Annotated in this window: 20 protein-coding genes; 11 read left to right on the top strand and 9 right to left on the bottom strand. The window is 70.6% G+C overall.

What is annotated here, in order from left to right:
- Positions 1-4: 4 nt before the first annotated feature.
- Complete coding sequence (locus tag ACFXB5_RS09900) at positions 5-1180, top strand: RNA polymerase sigma factor (protein ID WP_385204840.1); 1176 nt, start codon at positions 5-7, stop codon at positions 1178-1180.
- 37 nt (positions 1181-1217) lie between these two features.
- Here ACFXB5_RS09900 and ACFXB5_RS09895 read toward each other — a convergent pair whose 3' ends face one another.
- Positions 1218-1808 (bottom strand): hypothetical protein, encoded by a 591-nt coding sequence (locus tag ACFXB5_RS09895; protein WP_385204734.1) that lies wholly within the window; start codon positions 1806-1808, stop codon positions 1218-1220.
- A gap of 618 nt (positions 1809-2426) precedes the next feature.
- Between ACFXB5_RS09895 and ACFXB5_RS09890 the strand changes: the two genes are divergently transcribed.
- A complete protein-coding gene (locus tag ACFXB5_RS09890) occupies positions 2427-3200 on the top strand; it encodes a calcium-binding protein (protein ID WP_385204731.1) in 774 nt (257 codons plus the stop codon).
- Between the two features lie 109 nt (positions 3201-3309).
- Here the strand turns inward: ACFXB5_RS09890 and ACFXB5_RS09885 are convergent, their stop codons facing one another.
- Positions 3310-4449 (bottom strand): substrate-binding domain-containing protein, encoded by a 1140-nt coding sequence (locus ACFXB5_RS09885; protein ID WP_385204728.1) that lies wholly within the window; start codon positions 4447-4449, stop codon positions 3310-3312.
- Positions 4450-4962: 513 nt separating this feature from the next.
- Between ACFXB5_RS09885 and ACFXB5_RS09880 the strand changes: the two genes are divergently transcribed.
- The 4 genes from ACFXB5_RS09880 to ACFXB5_RS09865 are packed head-to-tail and all read left to right on the top strand — an operon-like array spanning position 4963 to position 9203.
- Positions 4963-7641, top strand: a complete 2679-nt coding sequence (locus ACFXB5_RS09880) for an ATP-binding protein (protein ID WP_385204837.1) — start codon at positions 4963-4965, stop codon at positions 7639-7641.
- Entirely contained in the window at positions 7622-8092 is a 471-nt protein-coding gene (locus tag ACFXB5_RS09875; RefSeq protein WP_198274540.1) for a roadblock/LC7 domain-containing protein, read from the top strand. Before ACFXB5_RS09880 ends, ACFXB5_RS09875 begins: the two co-directional genes overlap by 20 nt.
- A 33-nt stretch (positions 8093-8125) precedes the next feature.
- On the top strand, positions 8126-8638 hold the full coding sequence (locus tag ACFXB5_RS09870; RefSeq protein WP_385204724.1) for a DUF742 domain-containing protein: 513 nt from the start codon (positions 8126-8128) through the stop codon (positions 8636-8638).
- Positions 8586-9203 (top strand): ATP/GTP-binding protein, encoded by a 618-nt coding sequence (locus ACFXB5_RS09865; RefSeq protein ID WP_201855067.1) that lies wholly within the window; start codon positions 8586-8588, stop codon positions 9201-9203. Before ACFXB5_RS09870 ends, ACFXB5_RS09865 begins: the two co-directional genes overlap by 53 nt.
- A gap of 94 nt (positions 9204-9297) precedes the next feature.
- On the opposite strand, the gene ACFXB5_RS09860 is transcribed toward ACFXB5_RS09865, so the two are convergent.
- Entirely contained in the window at positions 9298-9882 is a 585-nt protein-coding gene (locus ACFXB5_RS09860; RefSeq protein WP_385204720.1) for a helix-turn-helix domain-containing protein, read from the bottom strand.
- Between the two features lie 47 nt (positions 9883-9929).
- On the opposite strand from ACFXB5_RS09860, the gene ACFXB5_RS09855 reads away from it, so the two are divergent.
- Positions 9930-10823, top strand: a complete 894-nt coding sequence (locus tag ACFXB5_RS09855; RefSeq protein ID WP_385204717.1) for a class I SAM-dependent methyltransferase — start codon at positions 9930-9932, stop codon at positions 10821-10823.
- A gap of 4 nt (positions 10824-10827) precedes the next feature.
- Here ACFXB5_RS09855 and ACFXB5_RS09850 read toward each other — a convergent pair whose 3' ends face one another.
- Entirely contained in the window at positions 10828-11535 is a 708-nt protein-coding gene (locus tag ACFXB5_RS09850) for a TetR/AcrR family transcriptional regulator (protein WP_385204714.1), read from the bottom strand.
- 155 nt (positions 11536-11690) lie between these two features.
- Here ACFXB5_RS09850 and ACFXB5_RS09845 point away from each other — a divergent pair, with 155 nt between their 5' ends.
- Positions 11691-12140: a nitroreductase family deazaflavin-dependent oxidoreductase gene (locus tag ACFXB5_RS09845; RefSeq protein ID WP_385204711.1), complete on the top strand. Its 450-nt coding sequence runs from the start codon at positions 11691-11693 to the stop codon at positions 12138-12140.
- Between the two features lie 195 nt (positions 12141-12335).
- Complete coding sequence (locus ACFXB5_RS09840; RefSeq protein WP_385204708.1) at positions 12336-13568, top strand: cytochrome P450; 1233 nt, start codon at positions 12336-12338, stop codon at positions 13566-13568.
- A gap of 15 nt (positions 13569-13583) precedes the next feature.
- Here ACFXB5_RS09840 and ACFXB5_RS09835 read toward each other — a convergent pair whose 3' ends face one another.
- The gene (locus tag ACFXB5_RS09835; RefSeq protein WP_385204706.1) at positions 13584-13856 is read right to left on the bottom strand and encodes a hypothetical protein; all 273 of its coding nucleotides are present in this window, start codon (positions 13854-13856) and stop codon (positions 13584-13586) included.
- A 71-nt stretch (positions 13857-13927) separates the two neighbouring features.
- Here ACFXB5_RS09835 and ACFXB5_RS09830 point away from each other — a divergent pair, with 71 nt between their 5' ends.
- On the top strand, positions 13928-14833 hold the full coding sequence (locus tag ACFXB5_RS09830; protein WP_385204703.1) for a LysR family transcriptional regulator: 906 nt from the start codon (positions 13928-13930) through the stop codon (positions 14831-14833).
- Here ACFXB5_RS09830 and ACFXB5_RS09825 read toward each other — a convergent pair whose 3' ends face one another.
- From ACFXB5_RS09825 to ACFXB5_RS09815, 3 genes are all read right to left on the bottom strand, one after another.
- The gene (locus tag ACFXB5_RS09825) at positions 14834-15133 is read right to left on the bottom strand and encodes a hypothetical protein (RefSeq protein ID WP_385204700.1); all 300 of its coding nucleotides are present in this window, start codon (positions 15131-15133) and stop codon (positions 14834-14836) included.
- Between the two features lie 161 nt (positions 15134-15294).
- The gene (locus tag ACFXB5_RS09820; protein WP_385204697.1) at positions 15295-16617 is read right to left on the bottom strand and encodes a membrane-associated oxidoreductase; all 1323 of its coding nucleotides are present in this window, start codon (positions 16615-16617) and stop codon (positions 15295-15297) included.
- A gap of 162 nt (positions 16618-16779) precedes the next feature.
- Positions 16780-17373, bottom strand: a complete 594-nt coding sequence (locus ACFXB5_RS09815; RefSeq protein WP_385204694.1) for a TetR/AcrR family transcriptional regulator — start codon at positions 17371-17373, stop codon at positions 16780-16782.
- Positions 17374-17495: 122 nt separating this feature from the next.
- Between ACFXB5_RS09815 and ACFXB5_RS09810 the strand changes: the two genes are divergently transcribed.
- A complete protein-coding gene (locus tag ACFXB5_RS09810) occupies positions 17496-18272 on the top strand; it encodes a class I SAM-dependent methyltransferase (protein ID WP_385204692.1) in 777 nt (258 codons plus the stop codon).
- 114 nt (positions 18273-18386) lie between these two features.
- Here the strand turns inward: ACFXB5_RS09810 and ACFXB5_RS09805 are convergent, their stop codons facing one another.
- Complete coding sequence (locus ACFXB5_RS09805) at positions 18387-19886, bottom strand: FAD-binding oxidoreductase (RefSeq protein WP_385204689.1); 1500 nt, start codon at positions 19884-19886, stop codon at positions 18387-18389.
- Positions 19887-20272: the final 386 nt, after the last annotated feature.

Genomic DNA, 20272 nt, shown 5'->3' with positions numbered 1-20272 from the left:
GCAGATGAACGAGGCCCTGATCAGGAGCCTCACGCCGGGCGTGCTCGGCATCCTCGTCCGCCGCGGAGCCGATTTCGCGGCGGCCGAGGACGCCGTGCAGGACGCGCTCATCGAGGCGGTCCGCGGGTGGCCGGCCGACCCCCCGAGGGACGCCAAGGGCTGGCTGGTCACCGTGGCCTGGCGCAAGTTCCTCGACGCGACCCGGGCGGACACCGCCCGCCGCCGGCGTGAGGACCTCGTCGAGGAGGAACCGGCACCCGGGCCCACGGCCTCGGTGGACGACACGCTCCAGCTGTACTTCCTGTGCGCCCACCCGTCGCTGACGCCGTCGTCCGCCGTCGCGCTCACGCTGCGCGCGGTCGGCGGCCTCACCACCCGCCAGATCGCCCAGGCGTATCTGGTGCCCGAGGCGACCATGGCGCAGCGCATCAGCCGGGCCAAGCGCACCGTCTCCGGCGTACGGTTCGACCAGCCCGGCGACGTCGCCACCGTGCTGCGCGTGCTGTACCTGGTCTTCAACGAGGGCTACTCGGGCGACGTCGACCTCGCCGCCGAGGCCATCCGGCTCACCCGGCAGCTCGCGGCCGCGATCGACCACCCCGAGGTGGCGGGGCTGCTCGCCCTGATGCTGCTCCACCACGCCCGGCGCGCCACCCGGACCGCGCCCGACGGCAGCCTGGTGCCGCTCGCCGAGCAGGACCGCTCCCGGTGGGACACCAAGGCGATCGCCGAGGGGGTGGAGATCCTTCAGACGGCGCTCGCCCGCGACCGGCTGGGCGAGTTCCAGGCCCAGGCCGCCATCGCGGCCCTCCACGCGGACGCGCCCACCGCCGAGGAGACCGACTGGGTGCAGATCGTGGAGTGGTACGACGAGCTCGCGGGCCTGACCGACAGCCCGGTCGTCCGGCTCAACCGGGCGGTGGCGGTCGGCGAGGCCGACGGCCCGCGCGCCGGGCTGGCCGCGCTCGCGGAACTGGACGATTCTTCCCCCAGCTCTTCGAGCGGGGGATACTCCTTGCCCCGCCACGCGGCGGTGGCGGCGTACCTCCACGAGCGCGACGGCGACCTGGCGACGGCGGCCCGGCTGTACGCGGAGGCGGCCCACAAGGCAGCCAACCTCGCCGAACGCGACTACCTGACCCGCCAGGCCGCCCGGCTCAACACCGGCCGATCCCACTGACGGGCCGCACCACGGGTCGCGTCAACGAACAGTCGGCTCACGGGCGGACGTAGCGGTCGGGGTTGCCCTGCGGCCAGTTGACGGTGAGGCTCTGGCCGTCCCCGCTGACCACGGCGTGGCCACCGGAAATGGTCTCGCCCTGGCAGCTCATGGTCACGGCCATGCTCGCGCTGATCGTCCCGGGGCAGGACTTGCCCTGGTACCCCACGGAGAGGGAACCGCCGCTCACGGTCATCACGAGCGGCTTACCGTTCGGATCGCGCACCGTGGAGTACCACGTGCCCTGCACGCTCGCCGGGGCGCCCGCACGGGTCGGCGCGGGGGCCTGGGTCTTCGGAGTCGTGCGGCGCGGGGCCGGAGTGGTGCCGTCGGCGGTGCGGGTGGCCCTGGGACTGCTCGGGCTCGCGCTGGGGCTCTTGGCGGGCTTCGTACGGCTCGGGCTGGGGCTCGCGCTGGTGGGAGCGGCGGACGCGGTGCCGCGTTCCGCGTCGTCCGCCTTCTGGGCGGACGCCGTCTTGTCGGAGGCGCCGGACGACTGGGCGCCCTTGTCGTCGTCCTTGCCGCAACCGGTCAGCGCCAGAGCCAGTACCGCGACGGCCACGGTGACGGCCGCATTCATTTTCCGCACGAGAATCCCTGATATTCCTGAGTGAACGGGGAAGGCATGAGGGAAGATCTTGACAGGCGGATACGCCGAAGCTCCACAGATTCCGGAGATGTTCTCCAGGAAATGTTCACTGGAATCCGGATCAGTTTCCCGCGGCGCTTTCTCCTGGTGACTTTCTCACGGCGGCCCTCTCACGGAGGCTTTCTGGCGCGGTCGCCGGACGGTCACCGGATGGTCGCCGGACGGGCGCCGGGCCGGTGGACCACCGCCCACGGCCGGGCCACCCCTTCCTCTCCCGTGCGATGACCTCCGCGCCGACCCAGTCGAACGGATGTGGCCGTCCGCCGCGACCGGCCGGGTGAACAAGGGGTTAAGCGGCCCGGAAAGGCCGGTTACGGCGATGTCGTTATTCCTTGTGCAACTCCCTTCGAATAACTCGATGACCTGCGACTGCGGGAATCCCGCGGGGAACTAGGTAATTTCCGGGGCAACCGCTTGCCGTCCATCGCGGTCTACCGGGGCGATCGGAAACACCAAATAGCCGATCGCCGGCGCCCGGTGACTGAACCGCACTTTCTCGCCGGCCCGATCGGCACTGATTGCACGAAGGGCCCTTTCCCTATGCGCAGGTACCGGATCATGGCCGCTACGGCCACCCTCGCTCTCGCCCTGGGGGGAGCCGCGCTCGCGGCGCCCGCCGCCCAGGCGGCCCCGACGACCTCGGGCTCTCTCGTCCACGAGGACGGCGAGCTCTGGTACAAGGCCGCCGCGGGGCAGAAGAACAATCTGACGGTCTCCGAGCAGATCGTCAGCCGTGGGGAATTCGAGGAGTATTACGTCCTCACCTTCCGCGACCAGGGTGACATCACCATCGATGCGCAAGCGGCGGACTGGGACGAGTGCACCTACCCGACCGCGAGCGATCACACCGTCGCCCAGTGCGCGGTGGAAATCCCGCAGAACTCCGACGACTCCGATGACTTCGACGTCGATCTCGGTGACGGCAACGACACCGCGAAGATCGACCCCAATGGCTCGGCCTACGCCGGAATTCACGGCGGCGCCGGTAACGACGTCCTCCAGGGCAGCGCCGCGCCCACGTTCTACGGCGAGGGCGGCAACGACAAGATCGACGGTGGCGGCGGCGTCATGGGCTTCGGCGCCTACGGCGGCGACGGCGACGACACCATCACCAACTGCGCGCAGGAATGCCACGGTGACGCCGGGAACGACAGCATCACCGGCGGCTCCGAGGACAACATCCTGCGCGGGGGCACCGGCAACGACACCCTCCGTGGCGGCAAGGGCGACGACACCCTCTACGGCAACAGCGGCGACGACGTGCTGTGGGGCGGCGAGGGCAATGACACCCTCTCCGGCGGCACGGGCAACAACGAGATCCACCAGGACTGAGTCCGGGCAGGACTGAGTCCGGGCCGGACCAGGTCCCTTGGGGCCGGGGCTCCCCTCGGGAGTCCCGGATCTCCCCTTCGCCCACTTCCCTCGGCTTACTTCCCTCGGCTTACTTCCCCCAGATCCTGCGATACGCCTGCCGATAGCCCTCGGAGTCCCAGGACGGCGCACCACCGCTGTTCGCGGCGGTGGTGATGTGCACCGAGGGGACGTATCCGCTGGCGGGCTTGTCCGCGAAGGCGCGGTTGAATTCATCGACGATCTGCCACCCCTGTTCGGTGAGGGGCTCGGGCACCGTGGCCGCCTGGAACCGCTGGCCGTTGACGCGCTGGAAGGCCGACGGGTCGCCGTCCCCCGCGCCGATGTTGAACGGGGCGCCCGCCCCGTCCTTGCCCGCGGCGCGCAGGGCGGCGGCGGTGTGCCGGAAGTACAGGTCGTTGATGGCGGCCGAGTACGTCCACTTGTCGCCGAAGCGGGAGAGCAGGGACCGGACTTCCCCGATGGCGCGCTTGTTGACCTCGGGTATCGGCATGTTCTGGTAGCTCAGCAGCTTGACGTCGGAGCAGGTGGCGAGCTCCTTCTTGATCAGGTCCGACTTGCGCTTCGCGAACGGGACCGTGCCGTCGGTGAACAGCACCACGCCCGCGCGGCCGCCCGAGCGGGCGATGATCCAGTCGGCGCTGATCTTCGCGACGTCCTCGACCCGGGTGGTGACGTTGGTGAAGAGATCCGGGCTCCCGTCCGGGCCCGGGGTCGGGGCGGCGTGCCAGCCGATCACCGGAATGCCCGCCGCCTTGGCCTTCTTGATCTCGTCGGCGACGCTGCCGGGGTCGAAACCGGCGATGGCGATGCCGTCCGGCTTGAGGGCGAGCGCCTCCTTGAAGGCTGACCGGTAACCCTCCGGTGTGCCCTGGCCGTTGATGGTGCGGGCGTTCCACCGCAGCAGCGTCGCGGCTTCCTGGACGCCCTGGGCGACTCCGGCCGGACCGGGGTTGGAGAGGTCATGGGCGATGAAGACGACGCTCTTGCCGTGACCGGCCGCCTCGGGCCCGGTGGTGGGGCCCTTCCAGGGGGCGTCGACGGCCTCCGCCTTCTTGACGGCTTGTTTCGCTCTGGAGAGGACGGTCGGGCAGCCGGGCTTCGCGGAGGTCCGGTGGGTCGTGGTGGAGGCGGCGCCGGGCTCGCAGCCGGCGGTGGCCACGGCCAGCAGCGCGATGGCCGTCAGGGCCGCCTTGCGGGTGGGGTGCACGGGTCTCCTCGCAGGGCACGGAGTGGTACGGAGAGTTCGGACGGGTGGGTGGACCGGGGGTGGGCCGGGGATGGACCGATGGTGGGCCAGGGGCTGGGAGCAGACAGGTTACGGGTGGCGGTGGCGCGCCGGGCAGCCCCCTTCGGCACCCGCTGCCCCATCGAGCACAGTCGTGAACAAGCCAGCCCACACGCCACCCTCGGCCTCCACCCCATGACCACCGGGCGGCCACCTTCCGGCCACCGGCTGGGCGGCTGACGGGGCTCCGGGGGATACGTAGATGACCTAAACCCAGCAAACCGTGGAAATTCCGTGGTCGTTGGGAGGCCATCCCTTGCGCGTGTGCGCGCAGGCGGTAGTGTTCACGCCCGGTCAGGCATGTGGCGCGATTCCATCGCTCGCGTTCCGGCCGGAATCGCCGTCGCCGACGTCCCGTTTCCCGGTGTCGGCGATCGGCGGCAACAACACCTCGGTCACCGCTCAGGAGCACATCGAAGGAGGACCTGGGTGTCTGTGGACACGGCGGACCCGCCAGCCGACCAGGAGCCGTCCGGACAGGCGTCGCAGCCGAGTTCGGGGTCCCGGCGCACGACGGGCAGCGGGGCGGGTCGTACGACGGACCGCACGACGGGTCGCAAGACGGGTCGTAGGACGGAAGCCCTCGGCGCGCTCCTCGACCGCTGGCCGTTCCGGCGGAAGCTCAACGTCCTGGTGATCGTGCCGCTGACGGTCGTCGGCGCGCTCCTCGGCCTCGCCGTGAACGGCGAGGTGCGACAGGCCCTGGACGCCGACCGCACCGCCGAGCGGGTGCGCGACAGCGGCCAGGTGGCCCGGCTGATCAACGACGTACAGGCCGAGCACCGGGAGGCGCTCCTGCTCTCCGTCCAGCAGGAGTCGGTCCGCCCCGGGGCCACCTTCCCGTCCACCGCCGACTACCGCCGGGCGCAGCGGGTCACCGATGGGCGGGCCGCCGATGTGCGTTCCGCGTTCGGCTCCGCCCTGCCGAAGGACGAGGCCCGCGCCCTCGACTACGTCCAGCGCCTGAGCGTGCTGCGGGACAAGGTCGAACGGGGCTCGGTGCCCGCCGCCGGTATCGACCCCGCGTACGCCGCCGCCGTCGGCTATCTCATCGACGGCATCGGGCTCGACCACTTCTCCGACAACCCCTCGTCCTCCGCGATCGAGCTGGTCGACGCCGTGATGCGCGCCGACGCCGCCCACGCGGCCTTCGAGGGCGGGGTGTTCTCCGCCCAGACCCGGGACGCCAACGGCCTCACCGAGTACACCCGCGCGGTCGGCGCCCACCGGGTCTACGAGGAGCAGTCGGAACGTTTCGCCAGGGTCGCCGACCCCGATCAGGTCCTGCGCCTCGACGGCATCGAGCGGAACGCCGAGGAGAACGGCATCGAGGACCGGTTCGCCGAGCTCCAGATCGACCCCAGCTCCCTCCAGGGCCAGTCGCCGAGGGAGCTCCGCTCGGCGATGGCCCAGGGCAACCGGCAGGCCGAGGCCCGGCTCGAGATCGCCCGCTCGCTGATCGGCGAGATCGCCGACCGGGCCGACGGCGTCTCCAACGACGCCCTCTACAAGGCGCTGGCCCTGCTCGCCCTCGCCGTCCTCGGCTTCGCCGCCTGGCTGACCTTCTCCTTCCTGGTCCGGCGCTCCGTCGTCCGCCCCCTGGCGGCCCTCACCGGCGCCGCCCACCAGGTGGTCGAGGTGGCGGACGAGGAACTCGCCAAGGTCGAGGACGACGACACGACCGACACCACCCCGCTACGGCCCCGGCCGATCCCCGTCCCGGTGCGCGACGAGATCGGCGATCTGGCCGAGGCGTTCAACCAGGTGCAGGTCACCGCCGCGGCGCTGCTGGAGCGGCAGGTGCTCAGCCGCCGCAACGTCGGCGAGATGTTCGGCAACGTCGGCCGCCGGGTCAGCAACCTCACCACCCGCCAGCTCACCCTGATCGACGCCGTCGAACGCCAGGAGACCGCCCCCGACATCCTGGAGCGGCTCTACCGCATCGACCACATCGCCGTACGCCTCCAGCGCAACGCCGACAGCCTGATGCTGCTCGCCGGAATCCGGGAGACCGAGCTGGACGCCCGGCCGACGACGCTGGCCGATGTCATCCGCGCGGCGCTCGGCCAGATCGAGGGGTTCCAGCGGGTGTCCCTGCGGTCCGAGACCGAGGTCACCCTCGCGCCCGACATCACCGGCGACCTCACGCTGATGCTGGCGGAGTTGCTGGAGAACGCGGTCTCGTTCTCCCCGTCCGACACCCCCGTCGAGGTCGTCGTCCGGCCCGGCACCGATGTCACGGTGGACGGCGGCGCGCTGATCGAGGTCATCGACCACGGCCTCGGCCTGGCCGCGGAACGTCTCGAGGAGGAGAACGCCCGCCTGGTGCGCCGCGAGCGGCTCGACCTCGTACCGACCAAGGTGCTCGGCCTCTTCGTGGTCGGCAGCCTCGCCCGGCGCTGGGGCATCCGGGTCACGCTGAGCCGTACGCCGGGCGGCGGGGTCACGGGCAGTGTGTGGGTGCCGTCGGCGCTGCTGGTGGCGCGGGGGGCGGGGAAGGAGCCGGCGGTTACGGGGTCGGGCTCGGCCTCGGGATCGGTTACGGCCTCGGGGCCGGCTTCGGCTTCGGGGCCGGGGTCGGCTTCGGCTTCGGGTAAGGGCGCGGACGGGTCCGGGCGGGAGCCGCGGGAGTCCGAACCCGCGCCCGCCGCCACGCCTCCGCCCGCTCGGACCTCCGCCACCGCGCCCGAGCGTCGCCCGGCGGCGCCGGCGACGGAGTCGGGTCTGCCGCGGCGCGTCCCGGCGACGTCCCCTACGAACGCGGAGTCGGCCGACGCCGCGCAGGAGACGCGGACGGCGAACGATCCGAACGCCGGGAAGGAGCGGTCCGCCACGAACGAGCCGAACGCCACCCCGGCCGCCGCTCCCGGCTCCCGCGCCCTCCGCCGCCGCGTCCGTGGCGCGACGCTCGACAAGACCACCTCACCGGCCGACCGGGCGATCCCAGCGACGCGCCGGCCCGCCGACGCCGAGGCGGTCCGCTCCGAACTCGACGAGTTCGAGGCGGCCGTTCGCAGGGCGGAGCGGGACAGCGCCGCCGCCCCGGCCGAAGCCATGCCATCGACACATCAGCGACCCCGGAAGGAGTCGGGCAGTGACCACGCCGACAGATAAGAGCGGTACCGCTGAGCGGGAAGCCACCGATCTGCGAGCCGCCGCGGCCGACTTCACCTGGCTGCTGGACCGATTCGCCACCCAGACCGCCGGTGTCGTCGACGCCATCGCGGTGTCCTCCGACGGTCTGCTGATCGCCGTCTCCCAACTGCGGGAACAGGCCGACTCCGAGCGGCTCGCCGCGATCGTCTCCGGTGTCACGAGCCTCGCCGCCGGTGCCTCCGGCAACTACGGCCTGGGCGGCCTGAACAAGGTCATCATCGATCTCGAGGGCGGCCATGTGCTGGTGTCGTCCATCGGCTGCGGTGCCGTGCTCGGCGTGGTGACCACGAAGGAGGCGAAGCTGGGCAACATCGCGTACGAGATGACCCTCTTCGCCAACCGGGCCGGGACCGCGCTGACCCCGCAGCTCGTCATGGAGCTGAAGAAGAGCGCCGGGTCCGTCGGCTGACGGGTCGCGCGGAGCATGGAGGAGGGGGGCGAGATGGTCGCCGGTGAACCAGTACCTCACGAAGCGGCAGCACATGAGGCGGCAGGGCACGAAGCGGCGGGGCATGAGGCGGCGGCGCATGAGGCGGAGGACGACGCCCGGGCCGCCCCGGAGCCACCCGAGCCCGCCGTCCGCGCCTCCGCCGTCCGCCCGTTCCTGCTGACCGCGGGCCGGGTGTCCGGGAGCGGCGCCGCGCCACCGCTCCCGGTCGAGACCCAGATCGTGGCGACGCCGGACGGGCTGTCCGCCCTGCGGTCGCTCACCTTCGAACGCCGCGACATCGTCGCCGCCTGCCGACGCACCCAGTCGGTGGCGGAGCTGGCCGCCCGGCTGCATCTGCACCTCAACGTGGTCCGGGTCCTCGCGGAGGACCTGTGCGCCGCCGGATATCTGGCGGTCCACGTCCCGAACGCCGGGACCGTCCACGACATCTCCGTACTGCGAAGGGTTATCGATGGTCTCCGTGCCGTCCCCGACTCACGGGGCTCACTCCGCGACAGCGGTTGAAGAACCGCCACTGCCGGTCAAGCTGGTCATCGCCGGTGGCTTCGGGGTCGGCAAGACCACGGCGGTGGGCGCGATCTCCGAGATCCGGCCGCTGACCACGGAGGCGTTGATCACGGAGGTCGCGGCGGGCGTGGACGACCTCACGCACACCCCCGGCAAGACCACCACCACGGTCGCCATGGACTTCGGCGTCATCACGATCGACCCGAAGCTGAAGCTGTATCTGTTCGGCACGCCGGGCCAGGACCGCTTCGGCTTCATGTGGGACGACGTGGTCGAGGGCGCCCTCGGCGGTCTGGTGATCGTGGACACCCGCCGTCTGGACGACTGTTACGCGGCGGTGGACTACTTCGAGCACAAGGACATCCCCTTCGCCGTCGCCATCAACGCCTTCGACGGCGAGGTCCAGCACGATCTGGACGAGGTCCGCTGGGCCCTGGACATCTCCGAACACGTCCCGCTGATCGTCTTCGACGCCCGCGAGACGGGCTCGGTCCGCGACGCGCTCCTGGTCGTCCTCGACGTGGCCCTCTCCCGCGCCCAGTCCGCCGCCGCCCCGGCCTGACAGGACGTAACGGACCGGCCGACGACGCGGGCCGAGACCACGGGTCCAGATCGAGACCACGGGTCCAGACCGAGACCACGGGTCCAGACCGAGATCAGGGGTCGCCCTCCTCCGGCAGGGACCGCAGACGGGTCCGGCGCCCGTCCTGGTCCAGGATGCCCAGGGCCTCGGCAGGCCCGCCGTGCGCTCCGAAGGTGTGGGGGATCATCGTGGAGAACTCCGCCGCCTGTCCGGTCTCGACGACGATCCTCCGATCCCCCAACACGAGCGTGACGGCCCCGGACAGGACCGTGAACCAGTCCCTGCCCGGATGGACCTTCAGCGCCTCGGCGCTGGTCGGGGCCGGTTTGGTGAGGCGTAGCTTGGCCACGATGACCCCGGGCTGCCGGTTCAGCATCCAGGCGGTCCGCCCGCGCGCCGCGTCATGCCGTGGCCGGATGATCACGTCATCGGCGGCGGTCGAATCCACCAGCTGATCCAGAGTGGTCCCCAGGGCCCGCGCTATCGCGCTCAACTGATCAAGACTGATCCGCCGATGCCCCGTCTCGATCCGGCTCAGCGTGGACGGACTCAGATAGCAGCGGGCGGCCAGATCGTCCAGCGACCAGCCCATGGCCGAACGCAGTCCCCTGATCCGCTGGCGGACCAGGGCGTCGAGAGCGCTGTCCTCTTGCGTCATACGCAAGATGGTATGTCGGTGAAGCAAGGTCCACTTACGCTCGAAACATGACGGACCACCACCACGAGCACCATCACCAGCACCACCACCACCACCACCACGGCGCCGCCGGGGCGGACCAGCCGGACGACTCGGGCTGGGCCGAACTCCTGGACCTCGACGCCGAAGTCCTGCACACCTACCTGTCCGAAGCGACATCCCAGCTGGCCCAGTTGACTCGGGACGACCCGCCCCGCCGCATCCTCGACCTGGGCAGCGGCACCGGCACCGGAACCCTCGCCCTGCTCCGGCGTTTCGAGGGCGCCGAGGCGATCGCCGTCGACCGATCCCCTGACCTCCTGGAGCATCTGCGGGGCAAGGCCCGAGCACGCGGAGTGGAGGACCGGGTGCGAACCGTCCAGGCGGATCTGGACGACACATGGCCGGACTTCGGCCCCGTGGACCTGGTGTGGGCGTCGGCGTCCGTCCACCACCTCACCGACCCCGACCGGGGCTTGCGTGAGATCTTCGAACGGCTGCGCCCCGGCGGTCTCCTGGCCGTGATCGAGATGGCCGGTTTCCCGCGCTTCCTCCCCGACGACGTCGGCCGAGGGCGGCCCGGCCTGGAGGCCCGCTGTCACGCCGTACAGGCCCAGGAGCACGCCGAGCGGATGCCGGAACTGGGCTCCGACTGGGGCCCGCGCCTCTCCCGCGCCGGATTCCGCATCGCGGTGGAACGCCCCTTCACCATCGATCTGCGCCCCCCGCTCCCCGAGCCCACCGGCCGCTACGCCCAGGCGTTCCTCCGTCGCGTCCGCTCCCATGTGGCGGAGCGCCTGAGCCCCGACGACCTGGCCACCCTCGACCACCTCATCGACAGCGACGGCCCGGACGGCGTGCTGCGACGCGACGACCTCAACGTCCGCGCCGAGCGCACCCTGTGGGCGGCCCACCGCCCATGACCCGTCAACGGGTCGGCGGAAGCCCGAGGAAGTCGGCGCACTGTTCCACCGTGTGGTCGAAGAACTCGTCGGTGGGGTCCACGCTGCCGACGAACTGACCGAACAGCTCGAAGCTCAGCATCCCGAACAACTGCGTCCACACCACGAGGCCGCGGTTGAGCGTCTCCGGCGGCAGATCCGGCGCGATCCGCTCGCCATCCGGCGCGACCAGCTCGCCCAGTGCCCGCAACTGACCGGCCAGACCCTCGGTCAGGGGCGGGCCTTCGAACGCGGGCGAAGGGTTCGTCTCCCGCAGGATCCTGATCAGCACCATCGGTACGCGCGCCGCCGAGGCGACCGTGTCCTGCGGGGCGGCGTACCCCGGGATCGGTGAACCGTAGATCAGGGCGTACTCATGCGGATTGGCCCGAGCCCAGCCCCGGACCGCGTGACACGCCTTGCGCCAGCGCTCCCGCGGCGCGCCCTCCTCCGCGGCCTTCTCCGCCTGCTCGCCCACCGCGTCGTAGGCGTCGATGATCAAGGCGGTGAGCAGCTCGTCCCTGCTGGCGAAGTAGCGGTAGAGGGCCGAGGACACCATGCCCAGCTCCCGGGCGACCGAGCGCAACGAGAGTTTCTGGGCGCCATCCACCGCGAGCTGACGCCGGGCCTCGTTCTTGATCTCCTGCGTGAGCTCCGCTCGGGCCCGGTCCCTGGCTGTCCGACTGGCGTTCATGCCGACCAGTGTGCCATGAGCGAGAGCGGTGCACGATTCCGAGAGCACTGCTCTTGACTTGTGGATGGGGTTCGGTGTTCAGTGATCTCAACAGAGAGCACCGCTCTCGTCGCTCGAACACCGCTCTCGCGCATCGAGAGTCGAAGAGGGATGACATGACCGAGCTCCGCAACCTCAAGCCCAGCAAGTTCGACAGGATCTTCAACGGCCTCGCCAAGCGCCTGACGAAGATTGGCATCGGTCTGGCCGGGAGCCAGATCCTGGCCGTCCGCGGCCGCAAGAGCGGCGAGTGGCGCACCACCCCGGTCAACCCGCTCACCCTGCGCGGCGAGCGCTACCTCGTCGCCCCGCGCGGCCACACCCAGTGGGTGCGCAACATGCGGGCGGCGGGCGGCGGCGAACTGCGGCTGGGCCGCAGGGTGGAGCCGTTCACCGCCGTCGAGGTCGAGGACGGTGTGAAGCCGGAGATCCTGCGGCTGTACCTGAAGAAGTGGGCGTGGGAGGTCGGCCGCTTCTTCGACGATGTCGACGCGCATTCGAGCGACGAGAAGCTGCTGGAGATCGCGCCCGGCTTCCCGGTGTTCAGGATCAGCGCGCAGGGATGACCCGCGGGTGGCCCGGATCCGCTACCAGTCCGACGTCGTGATCAAGGCGCCGCTGAGCAGGGCCTCGAAGCGTGGTTGAGCGCCCTGAAGACCACCGCCGAGGCAGCCAACCGTCCTGACCGGCAGTCTCTTTGACTTCACCGATGAGTGGTGAGTGACTGTTCGCCGCACGTCGTACGGCTCTGGAGGCGCTCCGTGGGTGAAGCAGAAGTGGCGGACGAGACGAAGCCGGAAGGCGCGGAAAGCGCGAAGCCGGAAGGCGCGGAAGCGCGCTGCCCTCTCGGCGACTTCCCGTTCGCCACGGAGCACCCCCTCGAACCCCCGAAGGAGTGGGCGGCGCTGCGGGCCGAGGGATGCCCGATCCCGGAGCTGACGCTGCGCTCCACCGGCGCCCCGGTGCGGGTGCTGACCCGGTACGAGGATGTGCACGCGATGCTGTCCGATCCCCGCTTCCCACGGGATGTGAGCGAGGCGGGACCGGACGGGACCGGCACCGGCGAACGGCACCAGCGCTGGCGGCGCCTGGTGGGTCAGGCGCTCACCGCCAAGCGGGTCGCCGCGCTCCGCCCCCGGATCGTCGCCATCGGCCACGCCCTGGTGGACGCCATGGAGGCCGGGCCGATCCCCGCCGACCTCTGGACGGGTTTCGCGTATCCGTTCCCGGCACGGGTCGTCGGCGCCCTGCTGGGCGTACCGGAGGCGGACTGGGACCGCTTCGCGTACTGGTCGGGCGCCCTGTTCAGCGGGGACCGCTACGGCGAGCAGGAGACCCGCACCGCCCGCGAGGAGCTCCTGGCGTATCTGGGCGAGCATGTGGCCCGGACGCGGAGCGCACCGGGTGACGACCTGCTCAGCAAGCTGATCGAGATCACCGACGCCGCCGACCCCCGCCCGCCCGGGGCGGTCCTGGTCCAGATCGCGCAGGGCCTGATGCACGCCGGCCACGAGACCACGTCCAGCGTGATCGGGAAGCTGGTCCCGGTCCTGCTCGACGACCGTTCCCGCTGGCGGCGCCTGCTGGACGACCGCTCCCTGATCCGCCCGGCCGTCGAGGAGTTGCTCCGCTTCGACGTCAACCGTGGCCCGGGTATGCCCCGCTACCTGACGGAGGACGCCCAACTGGGCGGCGAGGTGATCCCGAGGGGCAGCACCACCGTTTCGGTCGTCGCCTCCGCCAACCGCGACGAGCGGATGTTCCCCCACCCCGACCACCTGGACCTGACCCGCACCCCCAACCGCCACCTCGCCTTCGGCGCCGGCGCCCACTCCTGCATAGGCCAGGCCCTGGCCCGCACCGAACTGCACATCGCCCTGGAAATCCTCCTGGACCGCTTGCCCGATCTCGACCTGGCCGTCCCGTCCTCCGAGCTGGCGCGCCGCACCGGAGTGCTCACGGACAGCTTCGAGCGGGTGCCGGTGGTGTGGTGACCGTTGTCGCGGGCGCTAGCGGCCGTCGGCCACGCCCAGGCCGCGGCGTACGCCCACGAGGGTTTGCATCCCGATGATGACCCACACGAAGTTCGAAGTGACCGATGGCCAGGCGCCATTGGCGGCCGCCGATACGGCCAGCAGCGCACCACCGAGCATGTTGATCGACTGGGATGTGCGCGAATCCGGTTCGATCCGCCGACGTGACACCAGGGCATAGGCCGTGGCGGTGCACAGGGCACCTATCCACCCGGCCGCCGTGGCGACCAGGGGCAGCAACTCCTCCATACCGCCATAGTGGCGGCCGCGAGGATACACATCAATCGAAGTTATCTTCTCCCTGCATTAAGCTGAACTGAATGGATATCGACGCACGCAAACTGGCCGTGCTGCTGGCCGTCCACCGGGCCGGAGGGGTGTTGGCGGCGGCGGATGTCCTGCATCTCACACCGTCCGCCGTTTCCCAGCAGATCGCCCGCCTGGAGGACGCGGTCGGCGTCACCGTTCTGGATCGTCAGCCCCGTGGAGCCGTCCTCACACAGGCGGGCCGGGTTCTCGCCGAGGCCGCGGAACGCGTCGAGTCCGAGCTGACCGACGCCCGCAAGGCACTGGCCGCGCTGCAGGGGGAGGTGACGGGCACGGTCGTCATCAGCGCCTTCAAGACGGTGATCCGCATGCTGCTCGTACCGCTGGTGCACCGGATGCGCGAGCAGTTCCCCGGTCTGGAACTGCTGATCCGGGAGATGGACGGTGAGAAGGCCCACCAGGAGCTGCGGTCGGGAGCGGTCGACCTGATCGTTCTGGAGGCCGAGAGCCCCATCGGACACCGGGCCGCCCGCGGCACCCGCGATGTGCCGGTGCTCGAGGAACCATGGGTGGTGATCATGCCCGCGGCGACGCCGGTCCCGGCCAGTACGGCGGATCTGGAGCACCTCACCTGGCTCGGGGTCGACCCGGACGCGGCCTCCCACAGCGCCACCGAACAGGCCAGGGGCGGGCTGAAGGCCACGCCCCCGGTCCACAGCTACTACGACTACGACGTCGCGCTCTCGCTGGTGTCGGGAGGTCTGGGCATCGCGATCGTGCCCGCCCTGGCCGTGCTGGGTGTGCTGCCCGACGGCGTAAAGGCGGTGTCCCTGCCCGGCCTGGGGACCCGCCGCCTGATCGCCCGGCACCGCACCACTCGCTCCGAGCCCCGCAAGGAAGTCCTCACCGTCCTCGACGCCATCATCGCGTCCGCCGCCGAGCTCGACACCAACGTGTAGTCAGCCGCCCAAGGACCAGAGAAGGGCGGTGGTGCCGAAGAAGCCAACGGCACCGAGGGCGGCTCCGACCATGGCGGCCCACAGGCGCCCGGCCCCGCGGCGGGCGTGGTGCACACCCATGGCCCCGAGAACGATGGCGAGCGCCCCGGCGATGATCGTCCACGGAAGGGCGATGAGCACGAGCGTGGACCCGAATACGCCCAATGCGCCCACGGCGGAGGACACGCCGAGAACAAGCGCGGTGGGGCCCAGCGCGACGGCGGGTGAGTCACTTTGGCCGGACACGGTCGACTCGGACATGACCTGCTCCCCTGTGGGATGGGTTCCCCGTTCCGTACTGATCATACCGACGGGGGTACGGCTGACCGATGGGGACCGGTGTCCGGCGGGGGCCGGTGTCCGGCGGGGCGTCAGCCCGGAGTTGAGCGTGATCGGGGCATCTCCGGATGGTCGACTTCCGCCTATTGGCGTGACAGGACCCGGGTGATGCCCGCGGCGAGGGCGGTCGCCAGCAGCCAGCCCGCGCCGATCAGGAGCCAAGCGATCCACTGGGTCGGCCCCGTCGGCTGGAACACCCGCTCCTGGCCGAAGTCGATCACAGGCAGGAGCAGGTCCAGGCTGTACATCACCGGACTGAACACCGGGTGGGGCGTACCGCTCAGCGGGGTGGGCCGGTGCAGGGCGAAGACGGTGGCACCCGTGGCGAGCAGGGCCAGCAGCCACACCGCGGCACGTTCCGGCGCATAGCCGTACCCGACGGTGGCATCCTGCACATGGCCCCAAGCGCGGGCGTACCGGGGGAGGGTCGCGCGGCGGTGCCGCTGGCGGGTCAGGAGCACGGTCCGGGCGTCACGGTCCTGGCCGATGGACTGGTACACGGTGGCGAGCTGTTGGTACGGCTGGGGTCGGTACCCGTCGGGATCACGGCTCAGCAGCTCGAGACGATGGTCGACCGGAAGGTGTGGTTCCAGCGACCGGTAGACCAGGCCGTCGAGTTGGAGGGGCGGCTGTTCGCGAGGGTCGTCATGGAGCCGGAGTACACCAACGGCGGCGTGACGCAGGTCCATGCCTCCCGTGGCCCGCGCGGGCCGGAGGAGCAGCTCTCCGGTCTGGAGATGCCGGCAGGAGAGGGCGTTCCCGTGGGCGGGGGCGAGGAACGCCGTGTCGAAGTTGACCGATCCGCCGACGGTGGCGCCGGTCAGCGTGATGGCTCCGGCGGCGCGGAATCCGTCGGTCCCGACGACGCCCTTCGCCTCGAGGCGCGCGCCGTCCAGGGCCACACCCCCGGTATGCGAGAGATGCGCGCCTTGGAGGAGCAGACTCCCGCTGATATGGGCGTCATGCACGTTGACACCGCCCTGAACGCGGCAGTTCATCAGGTCGAGGTTCCCGTCAACCGTCGTGGCGTTCATCCCGAGCCCCGGTAAGTACGAGCCGCCGAAACTGGTCACTCGCAGCTTGGCCCCGTACAGCTGCGGCGCCTCCTCGAACCAGCACTCCTCCAGCCACAGTACGCAGCACGCCTCGGCGAAGACCAGGCGCAGCTTCCCCGATATCCGGGCGCCCGTCAGGTGGACCATCGGAGTTTCCCCACCGGTGGCATCGGCACCGCCCAGCAGCAACGAGCGGATCACCGAGGCCCGCACCCGGCGCTCCGGCCCCCAACTGCCGCCGTCCAGCACCGCCCCGCCGTCCGCGTCGCGCGGACGCAGGTCGACCTCGTCCCCTGCGGCGAAGGCATCCCAGAGCCGAAGTTCCGGGCCGATGAGGTCGTCAGGGCGCATCCGGGCGTCCTCCGGTGGGTCTGAAACGGGATCCGTCCATATCCCGATCGGTCGTGGACCCCGGTCGGTCGTGGACCCCGATCTTCCGCGACGAGCGGCCACGCTGTCCATGGGCAGGCGCACGGGCCGGACCGCCGACTCGCGGACATCGTCGTGTCGGGTCTACGGCTCCCGTACGACGTCGGCGATGACGGTGGTCACCACCTTGCGGACGGCCCCGGTGTCCGGCGGCGCGGATTCGCGGTCCGCGAAGAGCAGATGCCCGGCCCCGATCACCGTGGGTGCGAGCGCGTCGATGTCGGCGTCGGCCGCGATGCGTCCCCGGTCCCGCTCGGCGGTGAGGTAGGAGGCGATCATGGCGGTGGCCTCCATCAGGAGCGGCACACCGGTCGGCGTGGTCTCGCGGAGCCGGGCGCGCAGCTCGTCCCGCGAGGTGACGAGGCTGACGATGGCCACGGCGACCGACTCGAACAGGGTCGTCAGCGCGTCGGCGAGGTGGCCGGTGACGGAGCCGGTCCCGGCGGAGTCGCGCAGGGCGGCGGACTGGTGGCCGAGCCGGGCGATGCGATTCCGTACGAGCTCGGCGAGGAAGGCGTCGAAGTCGGCGAAGTGCCGGTGCAGGACGCCCTTCGCGCAGCCCGCCTCCGTGGTGACCGCCCGACTGGTCAGCGCGCTGGGCCCGTCCCGGAGCAGGACTCGCTCGGCGGCCTGGAACAACTGCTCGCGTACGTCACGCATGGCCACCCCTGTCGGCACCGTGCGTCCCTCCTCACCCTGTTTGTGGGCCCGCCCGATTGACGAGTGGGCAAGTGCCCACTCATAGTGGGCGCATGCCCACTCTACCGTTCTCCGGGAACGAGCCCCATCAACATCGGCAGATGGCCGAGTCGTTCGGCGCGGATGCCGAACGCTACGACCAGGCCCGGCCCCGCTACCCCCAGGCCATGGTCGACCGGATCGCCACCGGCGGCCCCGGCCCCGACGTCCTCGATGTTCTCGATGTCGGCTGTGGCACCGGCATCGCGGCCCGGCAGTTCCAGCAGACCGGCCGCACGGTGCTCGGCGTCGAGCCCGACGCGCGGATGGCCGACGTGGCGCGGCGGCTCGGGACGGAGGTCGAGGTCGCGACGTTCGAAGCCTGGGACCCGGCCGGTCGGGAATTCGATGCCGTGATCGCGGGCCAGGCGTGGCACTGGATCGACCCGGTCGCCGGGGCGGCGAAAGCCGCCCAGGTGCTGCGGCCGGGCGCCCGGCTGGCCGCGTTCTGGAACGTCTTCCGGCTCCCACCCGACCTGGCGGAGGCCTTGGTCACGGTCTGCCGACGGGTGATACCCGACGCGCCGTTCGACTTCCGGGCGATCACGCGGGGCGGCCTGGACACGCACCAGCCGATCCTCACCAAGGCCGCCGACGGGATACGGACGGCGGGCGCGTTCGGCGAACCGGAACAGTGGCGGTTCGACTGGGAGTGGACCTACACCCGGGACGCCTGGCTCGAGCAGATCCCCACCCAGGGCGCCTTCACCCGGCTCCCTCCGGCCGAGCTGGCGGAGGTGCTCGAGGGCGTTGGCGCGGCCATCGACGCGATGGGCGGCAGCTTCACGATGCCGTACGCCACGGTGGTGATCACCGCGACCCGAACCGCCTCAGCCTGACCGCCGAGCCCGGCCGACCCCCTGGGCTACATCGACCGTTCAGCGAAATACCCAGGACGGGTAGGCATGGCTGAGCCCCCTCGCGGATCGGGAGGGGGCTCTGGCCGTGCTCGGTCAGCGGACCGCGGGCGGGACGCTCTGCTCGTACTGGAAGACGTTGTTGGGGTCGTACTTCGCCTTGATGTTGCGGAGCCGGTCGAAGTTGTCCCTCCAGTAGGCGGTTTCCCAGTCCTGCTGCGCGATGTTCGGCACGTTGACGTAGGCGCCGTCCACGTAGGTCCGCAGGGCCTGGCTGAACTCGGCGATCCATGCCTGGCACTGCGAGGTGAGTGGGTCGCAGACGCCCGGCTGGTCACTGCGCTCCCCCCAGCCGGCGCCGGGTTCGGAGTAGAAGAGCGCATCGCGGTGCGGGAAGGCGGTGCCGCCGCGGGGGCTCCTCCTGACGTTCCCGCCGAAAGCCTGGACGAAGAAGTTGCTGTCATCCGTCGGGGCGGTTTTGATGAACGAGTCGACGATGTCGATCGCATCGCTCGGGAACGGCTTTCTGGTGAACTGCGAGTGGAACTTCCAGTTCGCCGGTTCCTGCTCGATCGGAATCTGGAATCCCGCATATACATCGCCCCAGTTACCGACCTGCGTAGTGACGTCCGGGCTGTCGATCGACAGGATCGGGGCCAGCAACCTCTTCGTCTCGTCCGGCGTTCCTTCGGGGAGAACCCCGAACAGGAAGATCTGGTTTCTGTGGATCTCGAGCTGGGTTCCGAGGCGGGCGTCGGTGGTCGGTGCCGTACGCTGATATGCCTCGAAGATAGGGCGAAGGTTGTCGATGCCCTGCCACGTCGCCTGGAGATAAGTGACGCTCTTCAGCGGAGCCACTTTGTAGGTCAGTGACGTGACGATGCCGAAGTTGCCGTTCCCCGCGCCACGGAGCGCCCAGAGCAGATCCGAGTTGTTGTGCAGGTCCGCCCGGATCGCCTTGGCGCACTCGGTGCCCGACGGGACGACGATCTCGGCTCCCACCAGGCTGTCGCAGGCCATGCCGAGCCAGCGGGTGAGGAAGCCGAATCCGCCGCCGAGCGTCGCACCGGACAGACCTACGCTGCCCTCCGTTCCGGTGGTCACGGCGAAGTTCTGTTCCGCGAGGGTGGTCACCGCTTCCAACTGGTTGAGCCCGGCGCCGACCGTCGCGATACGCGACTTGGTGTCGACGTGAACCGACTTCAACTCGCTGATGTCGATCACGAGGCCGTTGTCCACGTTCGACCAGCCCTCAAGGGCATGGCGGCCGCTCCGTACCCGCACCGCCACGTCGTTCTGCCGCGCCCAGGTCAGGGCGTTGACCACGTCCTGGGTGTTCTGGGCGAAGACGATGACCAGCGGATAGTGGGAGAAGAGCTGGTCCCAGCCGAGGCGCGCGTCTGTGTATCCGGCGTCTTCGGGGCGGACGATCCGGCCGGTCAGCTTCGCAGGCCCGCAATGCGCATCGCCCCCGGACGCCCCGGTCACGGCGCTGGCAGCGGGGGCTGCGGCGGTCGCGGCGCCCGACACGACGACCGCACCGGCACCGGCGCCCGCCGTCACCCTCAGCAGTCCGCGACGGGAAAAGTCGTTCATGGTCCGTGTCCTCTCGACCATCAGCAGGCGCGAATTGGTCCTTTATGGATGATTTAGGTGAAGTGGACGGTAGCAAGGGCAAACACGGTGGACCGGCTCGACACGCTCGCAGCCAGGGCCAATGCGCCTGACGCCGTAGCTCCCCGTCTCGCGTGACCGAGCGGGACCGCCTTGTCGATCGAAAGAGCCGGCCCTGCGGACGAGACCCGGCGCCGGCCGGCGCGGTCATGCGGCTGCGCGAGTGATCCCTTACGTCATCGCGTTACCGCGATGTCTCACCTCGGGAATCGCTGCACTCGTACAGCCGTCATTCCCCACTCCCGGCGCCTTGAAAGACAGGCATTATTATCGCGCCGCCAACGCAATGTGTAGCGGAGCGGGAGAAA

The organism is Streptomyces sp. NPDC059455 (genome assembly GCF_042750115.1).
Classification (GTDB): domain Bacteria; phylum Actinomycetota; class Actinomycetes; order Streptomycetales; family Streptomycetaceae; genus Streptomyces; species Streptomyces endocoffeicus.
Note: the sequence above shows the minus strand (reverse complement) of the source record. Positions and strands in the feature narration are given on the sequence as shown.